Source organism: Methylobacterium frigidaeris (assembly GCF_022179185.1).
In the GTDB taxonomy this organism is placed as follows: Bacteria; Pseudomonadota; Alphaproteobacteria; order Rhizobiales; family Beijerinckiaceae; genus Methylobacterium; species Methylobacterium frigidaeris.
In genome coordinates this window covers 1-20,653 of record NZ_BPQJ01000076.1, presented here as the reverse complement: position 1 = coordinate 20,653, position 20,653 = coordinate 1, and the positions used below count along the sequence as shown (strand labels likewise).

Below are 20,653 nucleotides of genomic sequence, written 5' to 3'. Positions count from 1 at the left end.
GCCCAGATCACCGCGCCGCCTGACCAGCCTCGTCACCCAAATCCCCGCATAGCTCGGTCGTGTCCTGCCTCAGGCCGCAGTGGTTGCCTTCTGCCATGCGTCCGCCGCCTCAGCCCTGAACTGGCGGGGTGTGCGGCGGGGGATCAGATGACGTTGAACGTAGAACGTGTTGTAGGTAGTCGCATGCATCGACAAGAACCGCTGGGCTGATCCCGGCGACTTGAAACCCTGCTGTTTCCGCTCTCGTCGTCGCACCGGCTGGTGAGAGTTTTCTGCCCTGTTGTTCTTCTGCAGGCCCTGCTCGTGGCGGCAGCAGAGACGCAACTCGCGTCTGGCCGCGCCGTAGGAGCCCAGCTTATCGGTTACCAGCTCCTCGGGAGCGAAGCCGAGCTTCCTGATCAGCTTGCGCATGAGTTTCACGGCTGCCTTCTTGTCGCGCCGGGGCTGCACCAGCAGATCCAGCACCTCGCCTTCGGCATCGACCGCCCGCCACAGGTACATGCGCCGGCCCTGGATTGAGACCACCATCTCATCCAAATGCCACGTGCTGGTAGGCCTAGGCCGCAGCCGGCGCAGGTTGCGGGCGAACACGGGCCCGAATTTGATCACCCAGCGCCGGACACTCTCGTAGGTGGTCTCGATTCGGCGCTCGGCCAGGAGTTCCTCCACGTCGCGGTAGCCGAGGGTGAAGCGGAGATACAGCCAGACGGCGTGGCGGATGATCTCGGGTGGGAACTGGTGGCGAGCGTACGAGATGGGCTGCATGCTCATTGCCCTACCCCGACCCAAGATGGCCTGCCACCGTTTCATGTGACAATGCCTATCCGGCGATGGGTGCTCAGCTTCGGTCCTGCCATCGCGCGCCGGCTGCGCGCCCCTCGTCCGAAGCCGCACGGGCGCTGGCACCTGGACGAGATGGTGATACTGTTGGCGAATTCCAACCTGGGCCGCGGGAAGCGAGCCATCGTAGGGGCTACCCGCTCGGGAAGCGGCTGCGTGGGACAGCCCGCCAGAGGGGCCGCAGGAATTCGCCAACAGTGTCAGATGGTCGTCCAGATCGCCGGCCGGCAGATGTACCTGTGGCGGGCGGCCGATGCCGAAGGCGAGGTGCTGGACGTGCTGGTCCAGGCCAAGCGGGACAGGCGAGCCGCCCAGAAGCTGATGCGCAAGCTGCTGAAGAAGCAGGGCATGACACCCGAGGCGTGGGGCACCGACAAGTGCCCGGCCTACGGAGCCGCGCTTCGTGAGTTGAAGTTGAGCCGGGCGGATCACGTCCAGCGAAAGCGCGCCAACAACCGGGCGGAGAGTTCGCACGTGCCGGTGCGACGACGAGAGGCGAAGGTGCAGGGCTTCAAGTCGCCCGGCTCAGCTCAACGGCTCCTGTCCCAGCACGCGGCCACCTACAACGTTTTCACAGTTCCCCGCCACCTCGTCTCAGCCCGTACGCACCGGCTCTTCCGAGCCGAGGCGTTTGCGACGTGGCGCCGTGCGGCGGGAGTGGCCGCCTGAAACGGGCCAGCGTCGGTCTTCTTGCAGCCGCGTCCGACAACGTGACAACGCCGATCACCCGCCGCAAGCCGGGACGCCGTTCAACGTGACAAGCCCGTGACAACGCCCTTCAAGCCTATTCCAACCTCCTTTCCGGTGGTACGGTATTCGTTTACTGTGACGCATCAGCCGACGAGGCCGCCCTGATTGCGATGCTTAGAACGTGAAAATAAGCGCTAGAATTGGGAGTGCGAAAGGAAAACTTCTAGCGAGGTATATCTTAAATATTTGTATTGCGTTAGCCTTGACAATGCTAAGGAGATTTGGTAAGGATATATTCAAAATTCTAGCACTTTATGCAGTGTCACATCTCGGGCGGGATGCGCCACGGGGACAAATGCTTTCTCAGGAGGCATTAGCTCCTGTGCGAACAGGCACCCTTACCTCTGACTGTACGTATGATATCTTCATCTCCTACCGCCGTGTGCAAGGGGGGCGCGTTGCCCAGTGGCTCAGCCGCAAACTTCGGCAGTACCGTCCACCTAAAGAGCTTCTATCACAGCTCCCTCCAGCAATACGCGAGCGTCTAGAGAAGCCGCGCGAAGTATTCCTGGATATACGATTTGAGCGCTCCAGTCGAGACTTCTGGAATCAACATATCGTCCCAGCTCTGATAAGCTCACGACGATTAGTCGTGATCTCAACAGCCAGCGCCTTTGTGCCGCGCATCGATGGTTCCCCCAACTGGGTTGAGCAGGAAATTGAGACTTACTGGAAGTCGTTCCAGGATCCGAGTCGGATCTTTGTGACCCTGGGGTCTGGCGCTCCGGAAAACCGCTACCCCGGAAGGCTCGAAGAAATATCGGAGCGATGGGACTGGGCCGATATGCGCTCCTACCGACGGTTTTACTGGCTATTTCCGAGGATATCAGCGCGACTAGAAAACGAGTTTTCTAAGTTGTTCGCCGGACTCTACGAAATACCGGTCGATCTGGTCCCGATTCTGCGTCGAGAAGAGCGACGGCGACATAATCGTTGGCGACTAATCGTAGTAGCGCTTCTTGTACTCGGGGTTGGTCTGTTAGGATTTTCAACTTGGCAGACCCGTCAACGCTCTATCGAAAACGCGGCAAGCTCAATTTGGAGCGAACTGGATATCAATGCCGTTAATGGGGCATGGAGGCTTGCGACAGTTTCCAGACCCGTTTTCAAAATGTTCTGGTTACAAGCTCCTTTTCACATCAGGACATTGAGCAGAGAAGGGGAGCGGCTGGCGCGAACCGTTGGAATGGGCACAGACGAGAAAATCAGCGCAGCCCTTAATCCACTGCTGAGGGCACTGCAAACCAGTACTGCAGTGGGTGAGCGTCGTGTGCTAGCGACGACCATCGGGGCGTTGCCCATTAAACTCGTCACTGAGCAGGCCAGTGCCGTCCTGGATCCACTCCTCAAGGCCCTCCAGACCAGTGCCAATCTCGGCGAGCGCGTCGAGCTTGCCGACACAGTCAGGGCCCTAAACCGCACTCTTCCCACTGAGCAGGTCGAAACTGTCCTGGATTCGCTTCTCAAGGCCCTTCAGACTGGCACTGCGCTCGGCGGATATCGTGAACTGGCGGCAGCCATTGAGACGCTGCCCGTTCAACTCACCGCTGAGCAGGCCAGTGCCGCCCTGGATCCACTTCTCAAGGCCCTTCAGGCCGGCACCACGCTCGGCGGGTATCGTGAACTGGTGGCAGCCATTGAGACGTTGCCCATTCAACTTACCGAGGAGCAGGCCAGTGCCGTCCTGGATACATTGCTAGAGGTACTCCTAACAAGCAGCATGTCGGCCAAGCGCTATGAACTTACCGAGGCCCTTAAGACGTTAACGCCTAAGCTCAATGCTGAGCAAGCCAATACCGTTTTAAGCGTGCTGCTCAAGGTCCCTGAGAATGGCGCCGATCTTCGGGAGCGCCGTGAGCGTGCAGCGACCATTGAAGGCTTAACCCCAAAACTCAATGCTGAGCGGGCCGGCGCTGTCGTGGACCTACTACTCAGAGCTCTCCAGACCAGTGATGATTCCCGCGAACGTAGCAAACTAGCAGCGGCTATTGAAGGCTTAGCCCCTAAGCTTACCCCTGAGCGGGCCGGCACGGTGCTGGATCCGCTCCTCAGAGCCCTCCAGGCCACCACTGTGCTCGGCGACCGTCGTAAGCTAGCGGCGGCCGTCGCGGCGCTGCCCGTCCAACTCGCGGCTGAACAGGCTCGTGGTGTTCTGGACCCGCTGCTAAAGGCGCTCCAGACCAGCTCTAGTCCCCGTGATCTCAGTAGGGTGGCCGCTACCATTGGAGCGCTGCCCGTCCGATTGGCCGCTGAGCAGACCAGCCCTGCTCTCCATGCGCTGCTCAGGGGCATTCAGACCAGCACCGATACTGGTGACCGCTACTACCTTGCCGACGCTCTCAAGATACTAGCCCCTAGGCTCACGACCGAGCAGGCCGGCGCTGTCATGGACCCACTGCTTAGGGCTCTCCAGACCAGTGATGATTCCGGCGAGCGTGGCGGACTTATTGATGTTCTCAGAGTACTAGCCCCTAAGCTCAGTTCCGAGCGGGCCAGTGCTGTACTGGGCCCGCTGCTAAGGGCTCTCCAGAGTAGTGATGACTCCAGCGAGCGTGGCACTCTAGCAACGATCATTGCGGCCTTCACCACCAAGCTCAGCACTGATCAAACTTCAAATCTGTTACAGCTTGCCCGAATTGGTCTTGCGAGAGCGGATGCTTTGGATGAAGCCGAGCGTTGGGCTACGCTGATAGATGCTTTACTTCAAACTCGATCGCAAGATGAGCACATTGCAGCTGTGATCCATTTCCTCAAATACCCTACGGCAGTCGGCAAGACGACGGAGGTCTTGCTGAAAAGTATAAGGGACCGCTTTCACGACGCCCCGTCAGGCGGCATCAGTGAAATGATTGTCTGGATTGTAAACCGCTTCCCGACAATCAGGATTGAACTCACCACACCACCTACCCGACCCTGGTAATGTAATTTAAGATGTAATCACCCACCCCCTCATCGGCACCGAAAGCTCAATCCCATCAGCTACATAGCGAAAATTCGGAATTTCGCGTCACACCCGGGATGCGAGTCCAATGGTGGGGTGTCCGGCCTCAAGCTAGTCACGTTTCAGAAGAGACCACTAAACCGGCACCGCGATTGGCCGAATGACTGACCTCTCACTCACAATTACTATGAGCGGGATCGCGGCTCGATATCGGCGTAAGACGCTGACTCGACAGCAAAAACGCCTTCCGACGAGGGGTGGGTGATTACTTTAAGATGACGCCTGTTCAATCAGGTTGTGTGACATTCTCTTCCATCTGAGATGTCCTTGGTCGACGGTGTCACACGAACTTGAGCGGAGCGGCAGGGATGACAGCACCTGCGTCGGCTCATAGTGTGGACGGTGCGGGGCCGAGGCCGCACGCGCCGGTGCCGGATGCTGACGTAGGTGTAGATCGCCTCCTCGTCATCGGCCGGAGCAGGCGTGTAGCCCGCCTCCGTCAGCTTCTCGATGCAGCGGGCGGCGACGTCATGGGTGAAATCGATCTGCAGCGTCATCGCGCAGATATGGGGGTGGGCCGCTGGCGAACCAGGGCAGCGGGAGCTGCGCGGTCAGAAGCGCCGTGAAGCGGCTGAACGGCGGCACTTGAGAGTAAGAGTACGATTTGCGCGAGGCGTGCCAACGCAGTCTCGTTCACAGTTGAAGGCATGCCACGCTGACCGCCACTGCCTTGCCTTCCTCGGCGGCCTTCGCGATGGCTCCGCTAGAGCGGGTTTCGTCCGATCGGAAGCTATGCTGGATGATCAGGGGTTGATGGGGCAAGGAGGCGGCCATGCCGACAACCTTGTCCGTTGATCTGCGCCCGCGCGTAGCATTAGCTTGTCACGTTGGGCGAGTATAGGCCGTTTTGAGGCCCAAAACGGCGACGCCGCTGCCCGCTAAGTCGTTGAAAATGCACGAACGGCGGTCGCTCGGCTTGTCAGTAAAGGCAAGTAATAAAGCCGAACGTGACAAGCCCAGCGGACGCATGGCAGAAGGTAATCACTGCGGCCTGAGATGAGGCAGGTCTTGCCACTTCTACGACCGCGCTCAGGTTCTCGTGACAACGCCTGTCACGTTGGGCGAGTACAGGCCGTTTTTAGGCTCGAAATGGCGACACCGCCTTCGCTAAGTCGTTGAAATTTAACGAACGGCGGCCGCTCGGCCCCTCGGTAGAGGCAAGTAACCAAGCCCAACGTGACAAGCCCGGCTCTCATGGTCCGGCGCCCGCCTCGGAGGCTTTCGATGCCCCGGACGCAGCCGGGCACGCGCCGCAGGCCGGATCCGGGCTCCGTCCCGAGCAGGCGTCGGGCGAGCGGCCGAGCAGGCGCCGACATGCTTGAGCGAAGAGATCGCCCGGGCCGTATCGAACCGTATAGACCTCCTTGCCGGACACAGCCGCGAGCTCCCGGTCCCGGGACAAGGCCACCGATGCGACGAACGCCCCGGTTCGCAGGATCGGCGGTCCGACCTTGGCGAGGTTCTCATCCCAGAACTGCACCTGGCCGTCGTCCCCCGCGGACACGATCAGCCGGGCATCATCGTCCACAGCGAGGTCTTTCGTCATGGCCGTGTGAGCGTTGGCGGTCGTCTCTAACCGTCCGTCGAGCCGGCGCTTGGACAGGGACATCATGTCGGTCGTCCCCAGGGTCCCGCCCGTGACGATCTCGCGTCCAGTCCAGAGCGGCGCCAAGCTGTTCACGGCGCCGAAATGCGCGCGGTAAGGGGCGGTCACGACTGCACCGTCGAACCTGCGTACCTCGACCGTTCCGCCGCCCGGCGAGCCTAGGAACACGAGCCCTGTCCTGCTGTCGACAGCGAGACGCCAGACGTATTCGAGATTAGATTTGAACAGGAACTTGCGCGTTCCGTCGAGGCGCACGCGCCAGACATCTTTGCCGTCGGTTGCCAGCAATTCCTGGCCGCCCGGCAGTAGATCGAAGGTCCTAAACTTTTGCTCGGATCCGGATGTCAGTGTCGTCGTGTGGCCATCGCTCGTCAGAAGAAGGCCGCCGTCGTCGCCCGCGCTCATGATCCGCCCGTCGCTCAGGCACGCGATCCGGTTCACTTGCCCATCATGTGCCGCCCAGAGCACCGGTTTGATGCTCTCGCCGAACATGCCTACCCGGCCGTCGAAAGCCCCCACAGCCCATCGGCCTGGACCGCACGACGTGATCCGGGTCAGATCGGTTCCGAATGGATGTATCTCGGCCCGGAGCGGCTGTGCACCGAGTTCGAAGAGCTTCAGTTGCCGGTCGAGCCAGCCGATCTCGACGATGTGCATCCCGTCCGGCAGGAACGCAATCCGGCTGGCCTCGCCGCCATAGAATGGGCCGGCGGTTCTCTCGCCGTCCCGGAAGACGGCGAGAGAACCGCCGTAGGAACTCGCGATGGCGTATTGGCCGGCCAGGGGGCCGGTGACGAGGGTTCCTACGGTCGTTAGCCCGTGGCTGGCGATGGTCTCCGGTTCGCGCGAGGTCGTCGTGAAGCGCGCCACTGCGCCTTGGCGTGCGGCACACAGCACGGACAATCCATCGGCGGACATGGAGGCGCGGGACTGGCACGACGCGACGCTGAAGTCAGACCAGCGGCCCGTCTTTGTGTCGAGCAGGTGCGCGCCCTGTCTGGCGAGCACCAGCACCGACTGTCCGTTGCGCGACACCTGGACGGATTCGGCATCCTGGAAGCCGGTGCGAAGGACCTTGTCGCGGTCGTTCCGCCCCCGACCGCGCCGAACGAGGCTCCCGGCGGCGGTCACCCGGTAGAGTATGCCGGCGCTGGGATCGAGGTCGGCGGCCATGGCCTTCTCAAGATCGGGCCACAGCGTGCTCCCGCGCGGATCGAGCACCGCCATTCGCCCGCCTTGCCCGACGAGGTAGCAGGACCCTCTTGGGCAGAGCGCGACGTCGTCGCTACGCCGGCCCGCCTTGATCTCGGTTCGTTTCGGAGTCGCGCCGAAAGTCCAGGTCGCCCCAATGAGTTCGGACACACCGACGTCGTCCTGGTCCCGTCGGTAGAGCAGCAGGACCTCGCCGCTGTCCGAGGCCCGCATGTCGCGCGGCTGCCGACCAGGGTCGTCTACCCGAAGCACCTCCCGCGCCCGGGCGAGCGCGTCGAGGAGCGGCGCGAAGACGCCGGGAATGACGCGCCCGAACAGCTGCTCGCTCCTGCGCCCCGCAGAGACGGCTGTCACCAATCCTTCACGCTGGCGCGGGCTGTTCACGAGGGTAGCGGCGCGGGTCGCTGAGTCGAGCAGAGCCGACGAGTCCTCCCGCACCTCGGCATCGTAGCGCAGCACCACAATCGCCGCGACGGCCAGCGCGGCCGAGACCCCGGCGAAGACTAGCCATGCGCGCCATTTGACGATGGCGCTGCGACTGCCCCGGATGTACTCGATGTGAAGCGGTGCCGGCGCCTGCGCGGAGGCGGGCCTCTGGGCGAGCCAGCTCTCCGCCTCGGTCAACTCCCGCCCTCCTAGCTGAGAATCGGCGTGGAAAAAGAACCCGGCTGAAGGGCTGATCGGCGTCCAATCGGGACCCACCCCCGGCAGCTCACGTCATGCTCCCATCCCGTCCGGGACAGGGAGGCAGCCGGGGATGTCGATCGTGGAGACCATCGCCAAAATCCGGCGGCTTTTTCGCAACGAGCACAAGAGCATCCGGGAGATCTCGCGGGAGCTGCGCCTGTCCCGCAAGGTTGTGCGCAAGGCGCTGCGCTCGGACAAGACCGCCTTCGCCTACAAGCGCCAGCATCAGCCACGGCCGCAGCTCGACGGCCATCTCGCTCGCCTCGATGCCCTGCTCGCCGAGGAGCTGGCCAAGCCCAAGCGGGAGCGGCTGAGCTACGTGCGCCTGTTCGAGGGGCTGCGCGAGGAGGGCTATGCCGGCGGCTACGATGCAGTGCGCCGCTACGCTCAGCAGTTCTTCGCCGAACGGGCCGCCACGGCTCAGGGAGTGTTCGTGCCGCTCGCCTTCGCGCCCGGCGAGGCCTACCAGTTCGACTGGAGCCACGAGAGCGTGCGACTGGCCGGCACGACCGTCCAGGTGAAGGTCGCCCACATCCGGCTCTGCCACAGCCGGTTCTTCCTGGTGCGCGCCTATCCGCGCGAGACGCAGGAGATGGTCTTCGACGCCCACGAGCGGGCATTCCGACTTTTCGGCGGCTCCTGCCGACGCGGCATCTACGACAACATGAGGACGGCCGTGGCAACGATCTTCGTCGGCCGTCAGCGCACCTTCAACCGCCGCTTCCTGCAGATGTGCTCGCACCACCTCGTCGAGCCGACCGCCTGCAATCCCTGTGCGGGCTGGGAGAAGGGGCAGGTCGAGAACCAGGTGCGCACCGCCCGCGGACGCTTCTTCAAGCCGATCCTCCGCTTCGAGACGCTGGCCGACCTCAACTGCTGGCTCGAACGGCGCTGCCTGGACTGGGCAGCCACCGCGCCTCACTCGGTCCAGAGGCATCGCACGGTGCGCGAAGTGTTCGAAGCCGAGGAACGCCCGGCGCTGATCCCCTACCGCGGCCCCTTCGACGGCTTCCACGAGGTCGATGTTGCCACCTCACGCACCTGCCTCGTGCGCTACGATTACAATCGCTACTCGGTAGCCGCGCGAGCTGCCGGCCGGCGCGTGCAGCTGCGTGCCTACGCCGAACGCATCCTCGTCTTCCTGAACGGCGAGCCGATTGCCGACCACGGGCGCCGCTTCGGACGCAATGAGACCATCTACGATCCTTGGCACTATCTGCCCGTGCTGGCTCGCAAGCCCGGCGCTCTGAGGAACGGCGAACCGTTCCGCGACTGGGACCTGCCGACGGGCCTCGCGGAGATCCGCGAGCGGCTGAAGGCCCACACCGACGGTGATCGCCAGTTCGTCGAGATCCTCTCGGCGGTGCCGGCAGCCGGACTGGACGCCGTCGAGGCGGCCTGCCGTGCGGCCCTGTCCATACGCCTGTTCAGCGCCGATGCCGTGCTCAACCTGCTGGCCCGTGCCAACGAGCCGGACCTGCCCGCTCCCGTGCTCACGCCCGCGTCCCTGACGCTCGACCTGGAGCCGCTGGCCGATTGCGCCCGCTACGACGGCCTACGCGTGATGGAGGTGCTGTGATGGAGCGCCACACCGTCCTCGATCTGATGGTCAAGCTGAAGCTACGCGGGATGCGCGCGGCCTACGATGAGGTGATCACCCAGGCCGGCAAGCGCGGACATGCACCCGAGCGGGTGATCGGCGAGTTGCTCGCCGCGCAGTTGGCCGACGTGCAGAGCCGGGCGACGGCCTACCGGATGGGCAACGCCAAGTTCCCGGTGATGAAGACGCTGGCCGAGTTCGACCTCGCGACCTCGCCGGTGAACGCCGCGGTGGTGCGCGACCTGCATCAGGGCAACTTCCTGACCGACAGCCGCAACGCCGTGCTCATCGGCGGCACCGGATCGGGCAAGACGCATCTGGCCATCGCCATCGGGGCCAACTGCGTGCGCGAGCGCGAAGCACGAGTTCGCTTCTTCAACACGGTCGACCTCGTCAACCAGCTGGAGGCGGAGGCCCGCGCGGGCAAGGCGGGACGGCTTGCCTCGCAGCTGTCGCGGGCCGATCTCGTGATCCTGGACGAGCTGGGCTACCTGCCGTTCCCGCGGGCGGGCGGCCAGATGCTGTTCCACCTGATCAGCCGGCTCTACGAACGCACCTCAGTGATCGTGACGACAAACCTGCCATTTGCCGAATGGCCGAGCGTGTTCGGCGACGCAAAGATGACCACGGCGCTGCTCGACCGGCTGACGCACCACTGCGATATCCTGGAGACCGGCAACGCCAGCTGGCGGCTGAAGACGCGCACCTGACGAAGCCGGCCGGGGCAGGCCGCGACCGGACGGGTGGCAGGCTGGAGACGAGATCGACGCCGCTGCGCTCACCCTGACCGGCTCCGCGACGTCGATCTCTGCGTCTGTGGCCACGAGGCCTTCCAGCAGGTGGGTCCTTTTTGGACGCCGATCCCGGGTCCCGATTGGACGCCGATTGACATCCTAGCCAACCCGACTTCCTTCCAGACCGCTTCCAACTCTCGGCTCTTTCGAGAAGGCGGGTGTGCTCGCGCGTCCAGCGCGCGTCCACCCGAATGCTATCGAGGAGCTTCGCCGCGTTGGCGATCCTCTCGCCCGGCACGTGCATCTCGACGATCTGAAGTCGCAGCAGCCGGCGCGGAATTTCGGAGTCCAGGGTATTGAGCAGCCTGACGGGAAAGATGCGCTTGGACAGCCGCTCCGCCTCGTTGATCTCCCAGTCACAAATAGGAGACATAGCCGAGGCGGGGCCAATCCCGAAGACAAACACCTCGCAGCCCAAGATGAGACCGGAGATCCGCTCCTGCCAGTCGTCGCCCGGCTCGATATTCAAGCGATCCATGCAGACCTGGATCCCGCCCTTTCTCAGCACGGAGGCGAGCTGGTCGGCCTCGACGAGGTTCTGACGCGAGTAAGACAAGAATGCTCGGATTTCGCCGACCGTGGACGCACCTGGAGGATGACCGGACTCCCGAGGAGCGGCCTCAGGTGCCGGTGGAGCTTCACCCTGTGTCCAATCATCGAGCATGGCGCGTTCGACCTCCTGACGGGCTTGTCACATTGAGCGGCGTCCCGGCTTGCCGCGTCTGTTCGGGCGGCGTAGCCGGGCGGCATGAACGCGGGTCTTGTCACGTTGTTGGATGCGAACGCGGGAAAACCTGCGCTCGCCCGGGTCAGGCCTCCACGCCAGCCGCACGGCGCGACGTCGCGAACGCCTCGGCTCGGAATAGCCGGTGCATCGGAGGGCTCGTCACGTTGTCGGACGTGGCCGCAAGAAAACCAACGCTGGCCTGGTTCAGGCCGCCACGCCGGCCGCACTGCGCCACATCGCGAACGCCTCGGCTCGGAAGAGCCGGTACGTAGGAGCCGAGACGAGGTGGCGAGGAACCATGAAGACGTTGTAGGTGGCCGCGTGCATCGACAGGAACCGCTGGGCTGAACCAGCCGACTTGAAGCCTTGTAGCTTCCGCTCTCGTCGTCGCACCGGCACATGCGAACTCTCGGCCCGGTTGTTGGCTCGCTTGCGCTGGACGTGCCCCGCGCGGCTCAACTTCATCTCACGAAGCGCGGCTCCGTAGGACGGTCACTTGTCTGTGACCCACGTCTCGGGTGCCACGCAGACCCTACTCGTGGCGGCAGGAGAGACGCAACGCGCGTCTGGCCGCGCCATAAGAGCTCCTCCGCCCCACGGTTGCTTGAGACACCCCGTTAGCGGACGGTCTCCGCGGCAGGGGTGAGAACGATGACGACAGACGTGAAGGCAGTTGCAGAGGCGGCCGGTCCTGGCCGCGGCGGGCGGCGTTGTCACACGAAGCGGTGGCCGGCTCGCATGGCTCGGGATAGGACAGGGGTATGCAGCCCGTCTCGTACGCTCGCCACCAGTTCCCGCCCGAGATCATCCGCCACGCCGTCTGGCTCTATCTCCGCTTCATGCTCAGCTACCGCGATGTGGAAGAATTGCTGGCCGAGCGCGGGATTGAGACCACCTACGAGAGTGTCCGGCGCTGGGTGATCAAGTTCGGACCTGTGTTCGCCCGCAACCTGCGCCGGCTGCGGCCCCGCCCTGCGAGCAGGTGGCATTTGGATGAGATAGTAGTCACGATTCAGGGTCGGCGCATGTACCTGTGGCGGGCGGTCGACGCTGAAGGCGAGGTGCTGGATCTGCTCGTGCAGCCCCGGCGCGACAAGAGAGAGGAGTCCAGCGCGTGCCGCGGACCCTGTGCCCACAGCAATGCTCGGGTGGGGCGCACAGTCCAGTTCAATCTGCGACGGATCCCGACAATCAGTTGAACGTTCTCGTCGAGGTACTTTCGAATCGCGGAACGCGATCTCGCATACATAGAATGCATCGGGTTGGGCCAAGATGTCTCAAAATCGGCAAAACGTATGCGAGATGTAATTACTCAGGGGGTTCGGCGCGGTGCACGAGCCGGCTGATCTTGTCGGTGATGAGGTGAAGCGCAGGAAGCGATCAGGCGCGGATGGTCTTGAGGATGATGCCGAAGGTGTCGGCGCCCGCGAGGCGAGCGGTGTCGACGACCGTGCGCACGTCCGCCTCGCCCGCGGCCGCCCACATAGCCCGATAGCCATTTGTCACCTTTCGCTGCACCACCGCCGGGCGTAGCGCCCGCTCACACCGGTTATTGGTGACCGCCACGTGGCCGGGATGGTCGAGGAAGACCAGGAGTTGGTGGCGAGCCCGCCCGATCTTGGCTTGCAGCGCGTGCGTCAGATCGCACTGGCTCGGGACGGCGAGGATCTCCGACAGCCGCCGCTCCAGCGTCCGGCGCTTGGCGGCCAGGGTCGAGGCCGCCAAGTCGGTGACGCGCTCGGCCAAGCTGAACACCGACCCGAGCCAGAGCTGCAGGCGCAGCGGCACAGGATCGTCGCTGACCTCGACCGCATAGGCGACGTCGCGCGCCAGATGGGCCAGGCAGGTCCGGTGGCGCTCGCCGTGCCCCTGCTGGGCGGTGTAGCGGTCCGAGATCCACACCGCGGGCCGGTGCCCGTCCATCATCGCGTGCACCACCGCGGCAGCTCGCGTCGGGGCGGCGTGATGCACCACCGCCTCGTCCGAGCGGAAGACCCAATGGTACGCGTTGCTGCCCTCGATGCGCACGCCAGTCTCATCCGATGCGACCACCGCGGCCCGGTGCAGCGCCGAGACCGCCGCTTCGCGACCGCGGCGGAACTGCCCATGGGCGCGACGAAGCAGGTTCATCAGCCCGCCCTGGCTGAGGGTCAGCCCGAACAGGTCGGACAGCGCTGCCTGCAGCCGCTCGTAGGACAGAGCCTGGAAGGTCTTCAGGGCGTTGTCACATCTAGCAAGTAGAGGCTGTTTTTGGCCCGTCCGCCGCCCGTGGGCTGTGCGCTAAGCCGTTGAAATTGCATCAGGCGCGCTGTGCTGCGACTCCCCCCTCGGCAAGTAAAAACCGTTCCCGTGACAACGCCCCGGCCAGTCCTGCTGTTCCTACGGCCGCAGCTCAGTTGCCGTTACAGTGCCGGCGGCCGGCTTCCGTCGGAATTCGCAATCGCCTCACCGACGCCACTTTTTACCCAGCCTGATAGGGCTAAAGTCCAGCTGAGGCTATGTCCTTTCGGCGAATGGACGCAATACCTTCTCGGAGAAAATTTGCATGTGAAGAGAGACCAGTCCTTGCATCAACGCTCGTCGAAGCAAAAGTTGCAAAAAGATAACCAGAGTTTGCGGCTGCTTGAGGACTTAGACCAGCTATGACTGCAAATATTACGCCAGCGGCGAGGGCGTCACCCGCTCCGAGTTGGAACGAAGCGCTGAAATTTTCGAGTGGTAAGTTTTCAGCTGGCTCGGGAGTAATCACGCCTTCGACGCCCTCCTTTCCATACGCAATCAAGCAGTAGTCGCGGGCTGGAAGTGGTCCTAGCTTGCTCTGGCGTTTAACCGATAATATTATGGGCTCATTATGCCCTCGACTCGCTCTCCAACTATAGAAATTCTCAATCAGCTTCTCGACATCCTCGACTCGCGCCGCTCGAGGTGAAAACATCAGGGACTCGAGCTGATCTTGGTACAAAAATACAATATTAGTTCTTTTTAGGAATCCTTCTATATAATTCAGACCGCGTTTACTATAGAGAGAGCCTGGAGTAAATGTAAGCAAGGAATCTCTGCTCAATCCAAGCGCCATCTCTTCGCAAAATACTTTCTCATCCTCAGATCCGAAAGAACTAATATGGACAACACGACTCTTCGAAAGTTCGTACTTGTAGTCAATCGATCTCCGAATTGACACTTGCTTGAATATACCGTTTACGCCTTGCTCAAGAAAAATCGATCTGCGGCCATCACGATCTGAAAACACGATCGTTTTTCCTGTAAAACAGTCTCCAATACTTTGTTCAATATGCAGTTTGTTTGTGTTGATTCCAACAGATTGAAGACTTGCTCTCAAGCGTTGACCTCGGCCGTCGTTGGCTATCACTCCAGCAACTCCAACCCGCACACCGCCGAGTTGAGCAAGTGCGAAAGCCGTGTTTGCGCCTGAGCCGCCCGGAGACCGATCTGGGTTTCGAATCTGCGTCTCGTAGTCGGGCGCTAATCTGTCTACTTTGTATATCACATCCTCATTATGAGCGCTGACGGTAAATATGTCAAATGCCTCATTGGGAGCAAGGCTAGCTCGATTGCAAATTTCATAGTATGAGCCTGTACATAGATCAGCTTTTCGGAGGGCGTCAGTGTTTGCTCGAAATTGTTCTTCCGCCTTTGAAGCTTCTTCGGAACTACGGAGCATATTGAACCTTTGAGATGGTGGCTGAGGCAGGGCGAGGACAACGGCCTCAATCTCATCAGCAGCATCCGACATAGCCTGGCACCGGTCTGAATAGGACAGGCTAGATAGTGGTCTGCCGTCCAGGGGACGCAGGTTCTTGTCTCTGACTTTGTCGAGCCCGGCTTTCGGGGTTGGAGTGATGAGAATCGGATAGAAATAAACCGGCTCGCCGAGCCTCTGCCGCTCACGAATGATCGCGATTTCTTTACCAACGATGTAATCTGAGGCCATCGAATTGCTTGAGACGAGCAGAATAAAAACTTGACACAAACGCAGTTTCATCTCTATTTCGGGATCCCAGTCCGCGCCGCCAAGCATATGGCGGTCGATCCAGAGTTCTAACGTGTCATTCTTCTCTGCCGGCCCGAGGAAGGTTTGTACAAACGAAAGCCATTTTACCTCACCCTCAGACAATTTTTCGGGCTCATCCTTGTGGCTGTAGCTGATGAATACAAGCGGCTTTTGCTTATGATCTGACATGCCTTGACACCTCATCGCAACTTAGCGACGAGTTTCCAATAAATTCCTGCGCCGTCAAGGTAATCACCCACGCCGGTGGCGGTGGGCTCGGGCGCTAATGGTGATATTGGCGGCGAATTCGGCGTGCCTCCTGCGATGAGAGGACGACCCGCGCGATGCGCTTGAGCGACGATGCGGCCCCAAGCCAGCCAGGGGTGGGCGATGTCGCTCGACGTGAAGCGCACGTACGTCGTGCCTGACCAGACCGCGCAGGTCGCGCGGGCGATCTTTCCGAATGGCAATCCGGTCATGCGCCTCTACGACGACCTGCATAGGGTCGTGGAGGATCGCGACTTCGCCGACGTGTTCCCGGCCCGAGGACGGCCCGCAGAGGCACCGGCCCGGCTCGCGCTCGCGACGCTCATGCAGTTCATGGAGGGGCTGACCGATCGGCAGGCCGCCGACGCGGTTCGCACGCGGATTGACTGGCGACTCTATCGCGGGTCAAGCCCTGGCAGGCGCTACGACAGTTGACCTCTTGAAAACAGGAAGGCTGTCCCCTCCCGGGCGGCGCTCCAGCGTCGGGTTGTTCACCGTCGGAGGCGGATGGTCGATGCGAGGCATCGACCATCCGATCAAGCAGCGCATGCGGGTGTTGCCCCGTTGCATCCCCGGCGGATCAGGCGGCCGAGATCGCCCGCCTGCGGCGTGACCTCGACCGGACGCGCATGGAGCGCCGGGCTCATGCAGCTCGGCTACGACGCTCCATCGGACTCGGCAATCCAGCAGGCCAGCCAACGTGACAAGCCCTCGTGTGACAACGCCGGCATCGTCCTTACGGCCGCAGAGGCGATGTCACCGGGACCTCACGGCTGGCAGTACTGTCGCGTAGCTTTGACAGCGTCTCCTCAAGCTGGCCGATTACGGCCTCTTGCCGCTCTTGACCTTGCAACCACTGGCGATGCTCGGCTAGAAACTGGTCATGGACAGCGAGAACGAAGGCCTGAAGAGCGTCGGTCGCGCCCTTTCGGATCGTGTCTCTAACATCCTCCACCTTCCCGAGCAAATCATCGAGGGCATCCCGCGCGTTTTCGTAACGCTCAGCATTGCGGCGATCCTGATGGATCTCCTCACGTGTACTAGCAAAAGTGGCGAGCGCGGCACCAATGACGCTGAACGCGCCAAGGGCCGCATAGATGGAATTTGCGGTTGCCGCGGCGCCAGCGGCAAAGGAAGCGATCGCGCCCAAGCCCACGGCGATACCGCCGATGGCGAGGCTCCGATCAGCGGACTCGCGGTGCTCTCCCGCGCGGCGGGCATACCAGTTCCGCTGATCCTCAACATGTTCGGTCACGATGAGGTCGAGCTTGGTTAGCGCCACCTCAACTGGGTCGGCTCCAGCAGAGGGGGACGCCTTGGCGAGTTCGACGTACATGGCCCGGCGGGCCGACTCAGCCGCGGCCCGACGATTCATCCAGCGCTTCAGGCGTTCGCCTTGGCGCGCCCGAAAGAGCCACATCGATCCGAGCACGCCGGCAACGCCTCCGGCAATGCCAAGCATCGTCGGGATCCACCGCACCCAAGCGAAGCGTCTGGTGCCATCCACTGCACCAGCGAAGATGCCGGCCGCAAGGAGGAGACCGCCGAAGAGTGCAGACAAGCATATGGCTAGGTTAGCCCTACTCATCTCGCGCTTGAACTGCATCTGAGACTTAACTGCCTCTGCATCAACTTCCTCGAATTTCCGGCGCGCCGTCGCCACAGCAGGATTCTGCTTTAGCTCTTCGACTGAAATTGCCATTCTAGACTCCTGCGCTGCTGCCGACGGACCCGCTTGCGCAGATCGGCAGACAAGACTGACAACATGGCCGCACTCCTGCGAGAGCTGCCCATCGAATCACAGCCTGACCAAGCCAGCTACCGGCATTGTCACGGGAACGGTTTTTTACTAACCAATAGCAGGCGGGTGGCACAATGCGCCTCTTGCATTTTCAACGACTTAGCTGGCACGAACATCGCGACAAACAGCTCCAGAATGCCCTTTACTTGCGAGATGTGACAGTGCCCGTCCATCTTCCGGCAGACCTCATCCACCGTGCTGCCGTTCTCCGGCTGCCTGGGCGCAATGGCGGTCTGTTCGGTCGTGAAGCGTTTGTGAGGCATGGCATCCATCCTCCGTCGGAGCTCAGGATGCCAGAAAAACTTGCGCTCCGTGCGGACCAGTTTATCGCGCCAAGCTCAGCGCCGGTTCAGCAAGCTGAACCGGCGCTTTGCTATAACATATATAACCCCAACTCAGTATCCCTTTCACTAGAAGTCGGCCTATGCTATCATCGTGATTGTCCGTTGGAGTCCGTGTGCGATGCCAGGCTCGTCTGATAATACTAACCGCTCATTGAAGCTGCCATTAAGCGGCAAACAGCAGTTTTTTATAGTTTTCCTTGGGTTTTTTTTGTTTTCTATAATTTATCAGATATTTAAGCCGAATGAAACTCACGATATAAAAGTGGAATCAGGCGCATCAATGGCGGCTGATTTAGCACTTGATATGGCCAATACTGAGCATTCTGCATCAACTGATACAAATTTTATAGCAGCGAAACAGGATGTCCCTGTACTGGATCATGGGACAGTTACAATGCTGGCCGATTTTACGGCCGATTGGAATGCAAGGCGTCAAGGACGGCAGATCATATTAACTCACCTAAACGACGTCTTAATATGTCAGAGCTTAGTGATTCCACTTGAAGAGCATGTCAGAATAATGAGCAAATTCAACGATGATGTGGTTTATTATCAAAAAGAATTAATTATCTACTCTTTCCAGGCTAAGGCGCCTAATAATAATGCGCTGTCTGTTGAAGGAGGAGCCATAGAGAATGATACATCAAAACATTCGGCAAAATATTTTAAATTCGAAGTTACATTAAGCAATCAGGGTCGATATCTTCAGCAAAAACATGTAGGTGTCTGGATTACAAATAGCAATCTAGCAGCCAGTTTAACCTGCGTACAAATGCGCCCCGACCAGAGCCTTGATGCGATGGTCAATCAAATCGTTAAAAGCTACGATTTCAAAAGCTAGGGGCATCGAGAATGATTTGGATTGGATTTATATTTATATATCTTGGCCTGTTCTCAATTTACATTGTAACATTTGGTCCACGCAGGCATGAAGCTGACATCAGTATCTTTTTACAATCGGTAGGCATTGGAATCGCTTTGCTTTCCATTGGCGTGCTTGTCGTCAGACTGGCACTGAAGTCAAATCAAAGGAAGGCGGATGCTAGGACGGTCTACACTTTCGAACAAATCGCCAATATGGAGCATGGTTCATTTTCTTTGTTTCTAAGGCCATTCGATATCAGCGGGATCTTTGTTGTGAGAACGGAATCAGTGCTCGATTTATTCGCATGGAACCGCTATGCTCGTCCAGGAATAGATGCTCTTGAGCGAGTGTTCGCGGATGCCTACAAGCCGACCTCGCAACTCATTGGCCTAGGTAGTCGCGGCGAATTAGAATTCGGCCTGTCTACTGCGGGATTAGTTTCGGAATGGCAGAAAAAAATTCAGTCTGGCATGGATTTAGCTTACCATATAATATTGATTCCTTCAGCAAACGCGGGAACACTTTGGGAGATTGGAGAATTAAAAGCCAGAAATCACTTTCATAAAACAATATTAGTGATGCCGCCCACCTGTAATCCGTTTATTTATAAAGGAGCAAAACGTTATGCGCAGATTTGGGCAGAAGCAAAAGAGGCGTGTCGCGAAAAATATGGAATTATATTACCTATGTATTGTGACACTGGCGCCTTGTTTTGCATAGGGGCGCACTACTCTTGTACAAAAATCATTGATTTTCCGATCGGGTCGCCAAGGCGAGTTGCGAAGGGGATAAACAGTTTGATTTCACAAACTTCACACAGCTCAATGGCCTAGTTGTTCGCCCTCTGATGTGCGCTAACGTGATCAACCACCGGATGCACGGCGTGGTGCGAACGTTGTCAAGGAGCGACGCGTTTGCGAAAATGGCCGGTTGCATTATCTTTTGGAGATTCATCACTTTTGTCTTTTTTTACTTGTTTATAATGAGAGAGGAAGCCGCGGCTGTTTGCGTATTATCAACTACTCAGCCGGGCATTACGTTTTCGCTTTGCGTCTTTGAAAAGTCTATTTGCGAATGACAAGACGACGGCAACGGCAACACTGACGCAGCCGTGGTCGATTAGTCAGATTGAGGGCGATGCGGTCCGATCGCGCCTCGCGCCTCGCGCAAACAGGAGGCTTTTCCACAAGGGGCAAAACCGTTTTGCCTGAGCTTGGCAGATGAGAGTCCAGGCGAGGCTGAAGGCGAGATGAAGGTCGGGACGTCGCTCGTAGCGGATGGCGAGGCGACAGCGGGCGAGCCAAATCAGGGTCCGCTCAACGATCCAGCGATAGCAGCCGAGGCGCTCGCTTGATCAGCCCCCAGGAGGTTGCCCGAGTGGAATGTTAGTGGACCGTGGGCCTGGTCCTGCCCCGGTTTGTGGTCCACGGCCTATGCAAGTTCTCGGGCTGTGACAGCTTGGTTGGCGAAGGCGCGAGGCGTCAAGCCGCCCAGGGCCGTGTGGGGTCGGTCCTCGTTGTAATGGCACCTCCATTCCTCGATGCGCGCGCGGGCATCGGCGAGCGACAAGAACCACGACGCATTCAGACATTCCGCCCGTAGGCGGCCGTTGAAGGCCTCGATGTAGGCGTTGTCCGTCGGCTTGCCCGGACGGGAGAAGTCGATCTCGACCCCGTTCAGGTAAGCCCATTGGTCGAGCATCCGCCCGGCAAATTCCGGCCCATTGTCCACCCGCAGGCTTTTGGGTCTCCCGCGGAGCCTCACCAGCGCGTCAAGAACCTCCACGACCTGGAAGGCGCGGAAGGTGGCTCTCGGTGTCAGCGAGAGCGCCTCTCGCGTGTGGCAGTCCACCACGGTCAGGATCCGGAACGGACGTCCGTCGAAGAGGCTATCGGACACGAAATCCATCGCCCAGACCTCGTTGGGGCCGCCGACCGCGGGCCGCCCTTGCCGGTAGCGCCAGGCCCGTTTGCGCTTCGGCAGTTTGGGCCGGATCGACAGCCCCTCGTCCCGGTAGAGCCGATAGGTGCGCTTGTGGTTCACGATCCAGCCCTCCCGCCGCAACAGGACGTGCAGTCGCCGGTAGCCGTAGGAGCTATGCGGGGATTTGGGTGACGAGGCTGGTCAGGCGGCGCGGTGATCTGGGC

General features: G+C 60.5%; 11 protein-coding genes and 9 pseudogenes. 9 read left to right on the top strand and 11 right to left on the bottom strand.

The features are described from left to right. Positions 1 to 69: 69 nt before the first annotated feature. Positions 70 to 765, bottom strand: a complete 696-nt coding sequence (locus MFF64_RS34860) for an IS6 family transposase (RefSeq protein ID WP_238193666.1) — start codon at positions 763 to 765, stop codon at positions 70 to 72. A 57-nt stretch (positions 766 to 822) separates the two neighbouring features. On the opposite strand from MFF64_RS34860, the pseudogene MFF64_RS34855 reads away from it, so the two are divergent. From MFF64_RS34855 to MFF64_RS34845, 3 genes and pseudogenes are all read left to right on the top strand, one after another. After that, positions 823 to 915, top strand: a pseudogene (locus tag MFF64_RS34855) (IS6 family transposase); the annotation flags it as partial. A gap of 129 nt (positions 916 to 1,044) precedes the next feature. Further along, positions 1,045 to 1,509, top strand: a pseudogene (locus MFF64_RS34850) (IS6 family transposase); the annotation flags it as partial. Positions 1,510 to 2,182: 673 nt separating this feature from the next. Next, entirely contained in the window at positions 2,183 to 4,510 is a 2,328-nt protein-coding gene (locus MFF64_RS34845; protein ID WP_238193665.1) for a hypothetical protein, read from the top strand. A 311-nt stretch (positions 4,511 to 4,821) separates the two neighbouring features. On the opposite strand, the gene MFF64_RS34840 is transcribed toward MFF64_RS34845, so the two are convergent. Together MFF64_RS34840 and MFF64_RS34835 are read right to left on the bottom strand one after the other, a co-directional pair. Continuing rightward, positions 4,822 to 5,088 (bottom strand): hypothetical protein, encoded by a 267-nt coding sequence (locus tag MFF64_RS34840; RefSeq protein ID WP_238193664.1) that lies wholly within the window; start codon positions 5,086 to 5,088, stop codon positions 4,822 to 4,824. Between the two features lie 695 nt (positions 5,089 to 5,783). Beyond that, positions 5,784 to 8,033: a WD40 repeat domain-containing protein gene (locus MFF64_RS34835; protein ID WP_238193663.1), complete on the bottom strand. Its 2,250-nt coding sequence runs from the start codon at positions 8,031 to 8,033 to the stop codon at positions 5,784 to 5,786. 133 nt (positions 8,034 to 8,166) lie between these two features. On the opposite strand from MFF64_RS34835, the gene istA reads away from it, so the two are divergent. Both istA and istB read left to right on the top strand, forming a co-directional pair. Then, positions 8,167 to 9,675: an IS21 family transposase gene (gene istA / locus MFF64_RS34830; RefSeq protein WP_238193662.1), complete on the top strand. Its 1,509-nt coding sequence runs from the start codon at positions 8,167 to 8,169 to the stop codon at positions 9,673 to 9,675. Further along, positions 9,675 to 10,406, top strand: a complete 732-nt coding sequence (istB, locus tag MFF64_RS34825; RefSeq protein WP_238193661.1) for an IS21-like element helper ATPase IstB — start codon at positions 9,675 to 9,677, stop codon at positions 10,404 to 10,406. The genes istA and istB overlap by 1 nt, the downstream gene beginning before the upstream one ends. Positions 10,407 to 10,740: 334 nt before the next feature. Here the strand turns inward: istB and MFF64_RS38270 are convergent. Both MFF64_RS38270 and MFF64_RS34820 read right to left on the bottom strand, forming a co-directional pair. Continuing rightward, positions 10,741 to 11,154: pseudogene (locus MFF64_RS38270) on the bottom strand (toll/interleukin-1 receptor domain-containing protein); the annotation flags it as partial. 267 nt (positions 11,155 to 11,421) lie between these two features. Continuing rightward, positions 11,422 to 11,742, bottom strand: a pseudogene (locus MFF64_RS34820) (DDE-type integrase/transposase/recombinase); the annotation flags it as partial. Positions 11,743 to 11,978: 236 nt separating this feature from the next. Here MFF64_RS34820 and MFF64_RS34815 point away from each other — a divergent pair. After that, positions 11,979 to 12,317 (top strand): annotated as a pseudogene (locus MFF64_RS34815) (IS6 family transposase); the annotation flags it as partial. Between the two features lie 280 nt (positions 12,318 to 12,597). Here the strand turns inward: MFF64_RS34815 and tnpC are convergent. Beyond that, positions 12,598 to 13,434 (bottom strand): annotated as a pseudogene (gene tnpC, locus MFF64_RS34810) (IS66 family transposase); the annotation flags it as partial. Between the two features lie 262 nt (positions 13,435 to 13,696). Next, positions 13,697 to 15,418 carry a PfkB family carbohydrate kinase gene (locus tag MFF64_RS34805; protein ID WP_238193660.1) on the bottom strand — a complete coding sequence of 574 codons (1,722 nt, stop codon included), beginning with the start codon at positions 15,416 to 15,418 and terminating at the stop codon, positions 13,697 to 13,699. A gap of 201 nt (positions 15,419 to 15,619) precedes the next feature. Between MFF64_RS34805 and MFF64_RS34800 the strand changes: the two are divergent. Next, positions 15,620 to 15,889 (top strand): annotated as a pseudogene (locus MFF64_RS34800) (transposase family protein); the annotation flags it as partial. Positions 15,890 to 16,232: 343 nt separating this feature from the next. Here MFF64_RS34800 and MFF64_RS34795 read toward each other — a convergent pair. Together MFF64_RS34795 and MFF64_RS34790 are read right to left on the bottom strand one after the other, a co-directional pair. Next, on the bottom strand, positions 16,233 to 17,198 hold the full coding sequence (locus MFF64_RS34795) for an SLATT domain-containing protein (RefSeq protein WP_238193659.1): 966 nt from the start codon (positions 17,196 to 17,198) through the stop codon (positions 16,233 to 16,235). A 128-nt stretch (positions 17,199 to 17,326) separates the two neighbouring features. Then, positions 17,327 to 17,560, bottom strand: a complete 234-nt coding sequence (locus MFF64_RS34790; RefSeq protein ID WP_238193658.1) for a hypothetical protein — start codon at positions 17,558 to 17,560, stop codon at positions 17,327 to 17,329. A 199-nt stretch (positions 17,561 to 17,759) separates the two neighbouring features. Here MFF64_RS34790 and MFF64_RS34785 point away from each other — a divergent pair, with 199 nt between their 5' ends. Together MFF64_RS34785 and MFF64_RS34780 are read left to right on the top strand one after the other, a co-directional pair. Next, a complete protein-coding gene (locus tag MFF64_RS34785) occupies positions 17,760 to 18,482 on the top strand; it encodes a hypothetical protein (RefSeq protein WP_238193657.1) in 723 nt (240 codons plus the stop codon). A gap of 11 nt (positions 18,483 to 18,493) precedes the next feature. Continuing rightward, positions 18,494 to 19,339, top strand: a complete 846-nt coding sequence (locus MFF64_RS34780) for a hypothetical protein (protein ID WP_238193656.1) — start codon at positions 18,494 to 18,496, stop codon at positions 19,337 to 19,339. Positions 19,340 to 19,629: 290 nt separating this feature from the next. Here the strand turns inward: MFF64_RS34780 and MFF64_RS34775 are convergent. Together MFF64_RS34775 and MFF64_RS34770 are read right to left on the bottom strand one after the other, a co-directional pair. After that, a pseudogene (locus MFF64_RS34775) lies at positions 19,630 to 19,860 on the bottom strand (hypothetical protein); the annotation flags it as partial. Positions 19,861 to 19,937: 77 nt separating this feature from the next. Next, positions 19,938 to 20,597 (bottom strand): annotated as a pseudogene (locus tag MFF64_RS34770) (IS3 family transposase); the annotation flags it as partial. Between the last annotated feature and the right edge of the window lie 56 nt (positions 20,598 to 20,653).

Bases quoted from the DNA above. Each gene is read 5' to 3' on its own strand.
- istB (WP_238193661.1), top strand. From the start codon at position 9,675: ATGGAGCGCCACACCGTCCTCGATCTGATGGTCAAGCTGAAGCTACGC.
- MFF64_RS34785 (WP_238193657.1), top strand. From the start codon at position 17,760: ATGCCAGGCTCGTCTGATAATACTAACCGCTCATTGAAGCTGCCATTA.
- MFF64_RS34860 (WP_238193666.1), bottom strand. From the start codon at position 765: ATGCAGCCCATCTCGTACGCTCGCCACCAGTTCCCACCCGAGATCATC.
- MFF64_RS34790 (WP_238193658.1), bottom strand. From the start codon at position 17,560: ATGCCTCACAAACGCTTCACGACCGAACAGACCGCCATTGCGCCCAGG.
- istA (WP_238193662.1), top strand. From the start codon at position 8,167: ATGTCGATCGTGGAGACCATCGCCAAAATCCGGCGGCTTTTTCGCAAC.
- MFF64_RS34780 (WP_238193656.1), top strand. From the start codon at position 18,494: ATGATTTGGATTGGATTTATATTTATATATCTTGGCCTGTTCTCAATT.
- MFF64_RS34805 (WP_238193660.1), bottom strand. From the start codon at position 15,418: ATGTCAGATCATAAGCAAAAGCCGCTTGTATTCATCAGCTACAGCCAC.
- MFF64_RS34840 (WP_238193664.1), bottom strand. From the start codon at position 5,088: ATGACGCTGCAGATCGATTTCACCCATGACGTCGCCGCCCGCTGCATC.
- MFF64_RS34795 (WP_238193659.1), bottom strand. From the start codon at position 17,198: ATGGCAATTTCAGTCGAAGAGCTAAAGCAGAATCCTGCTGTGGCGACG.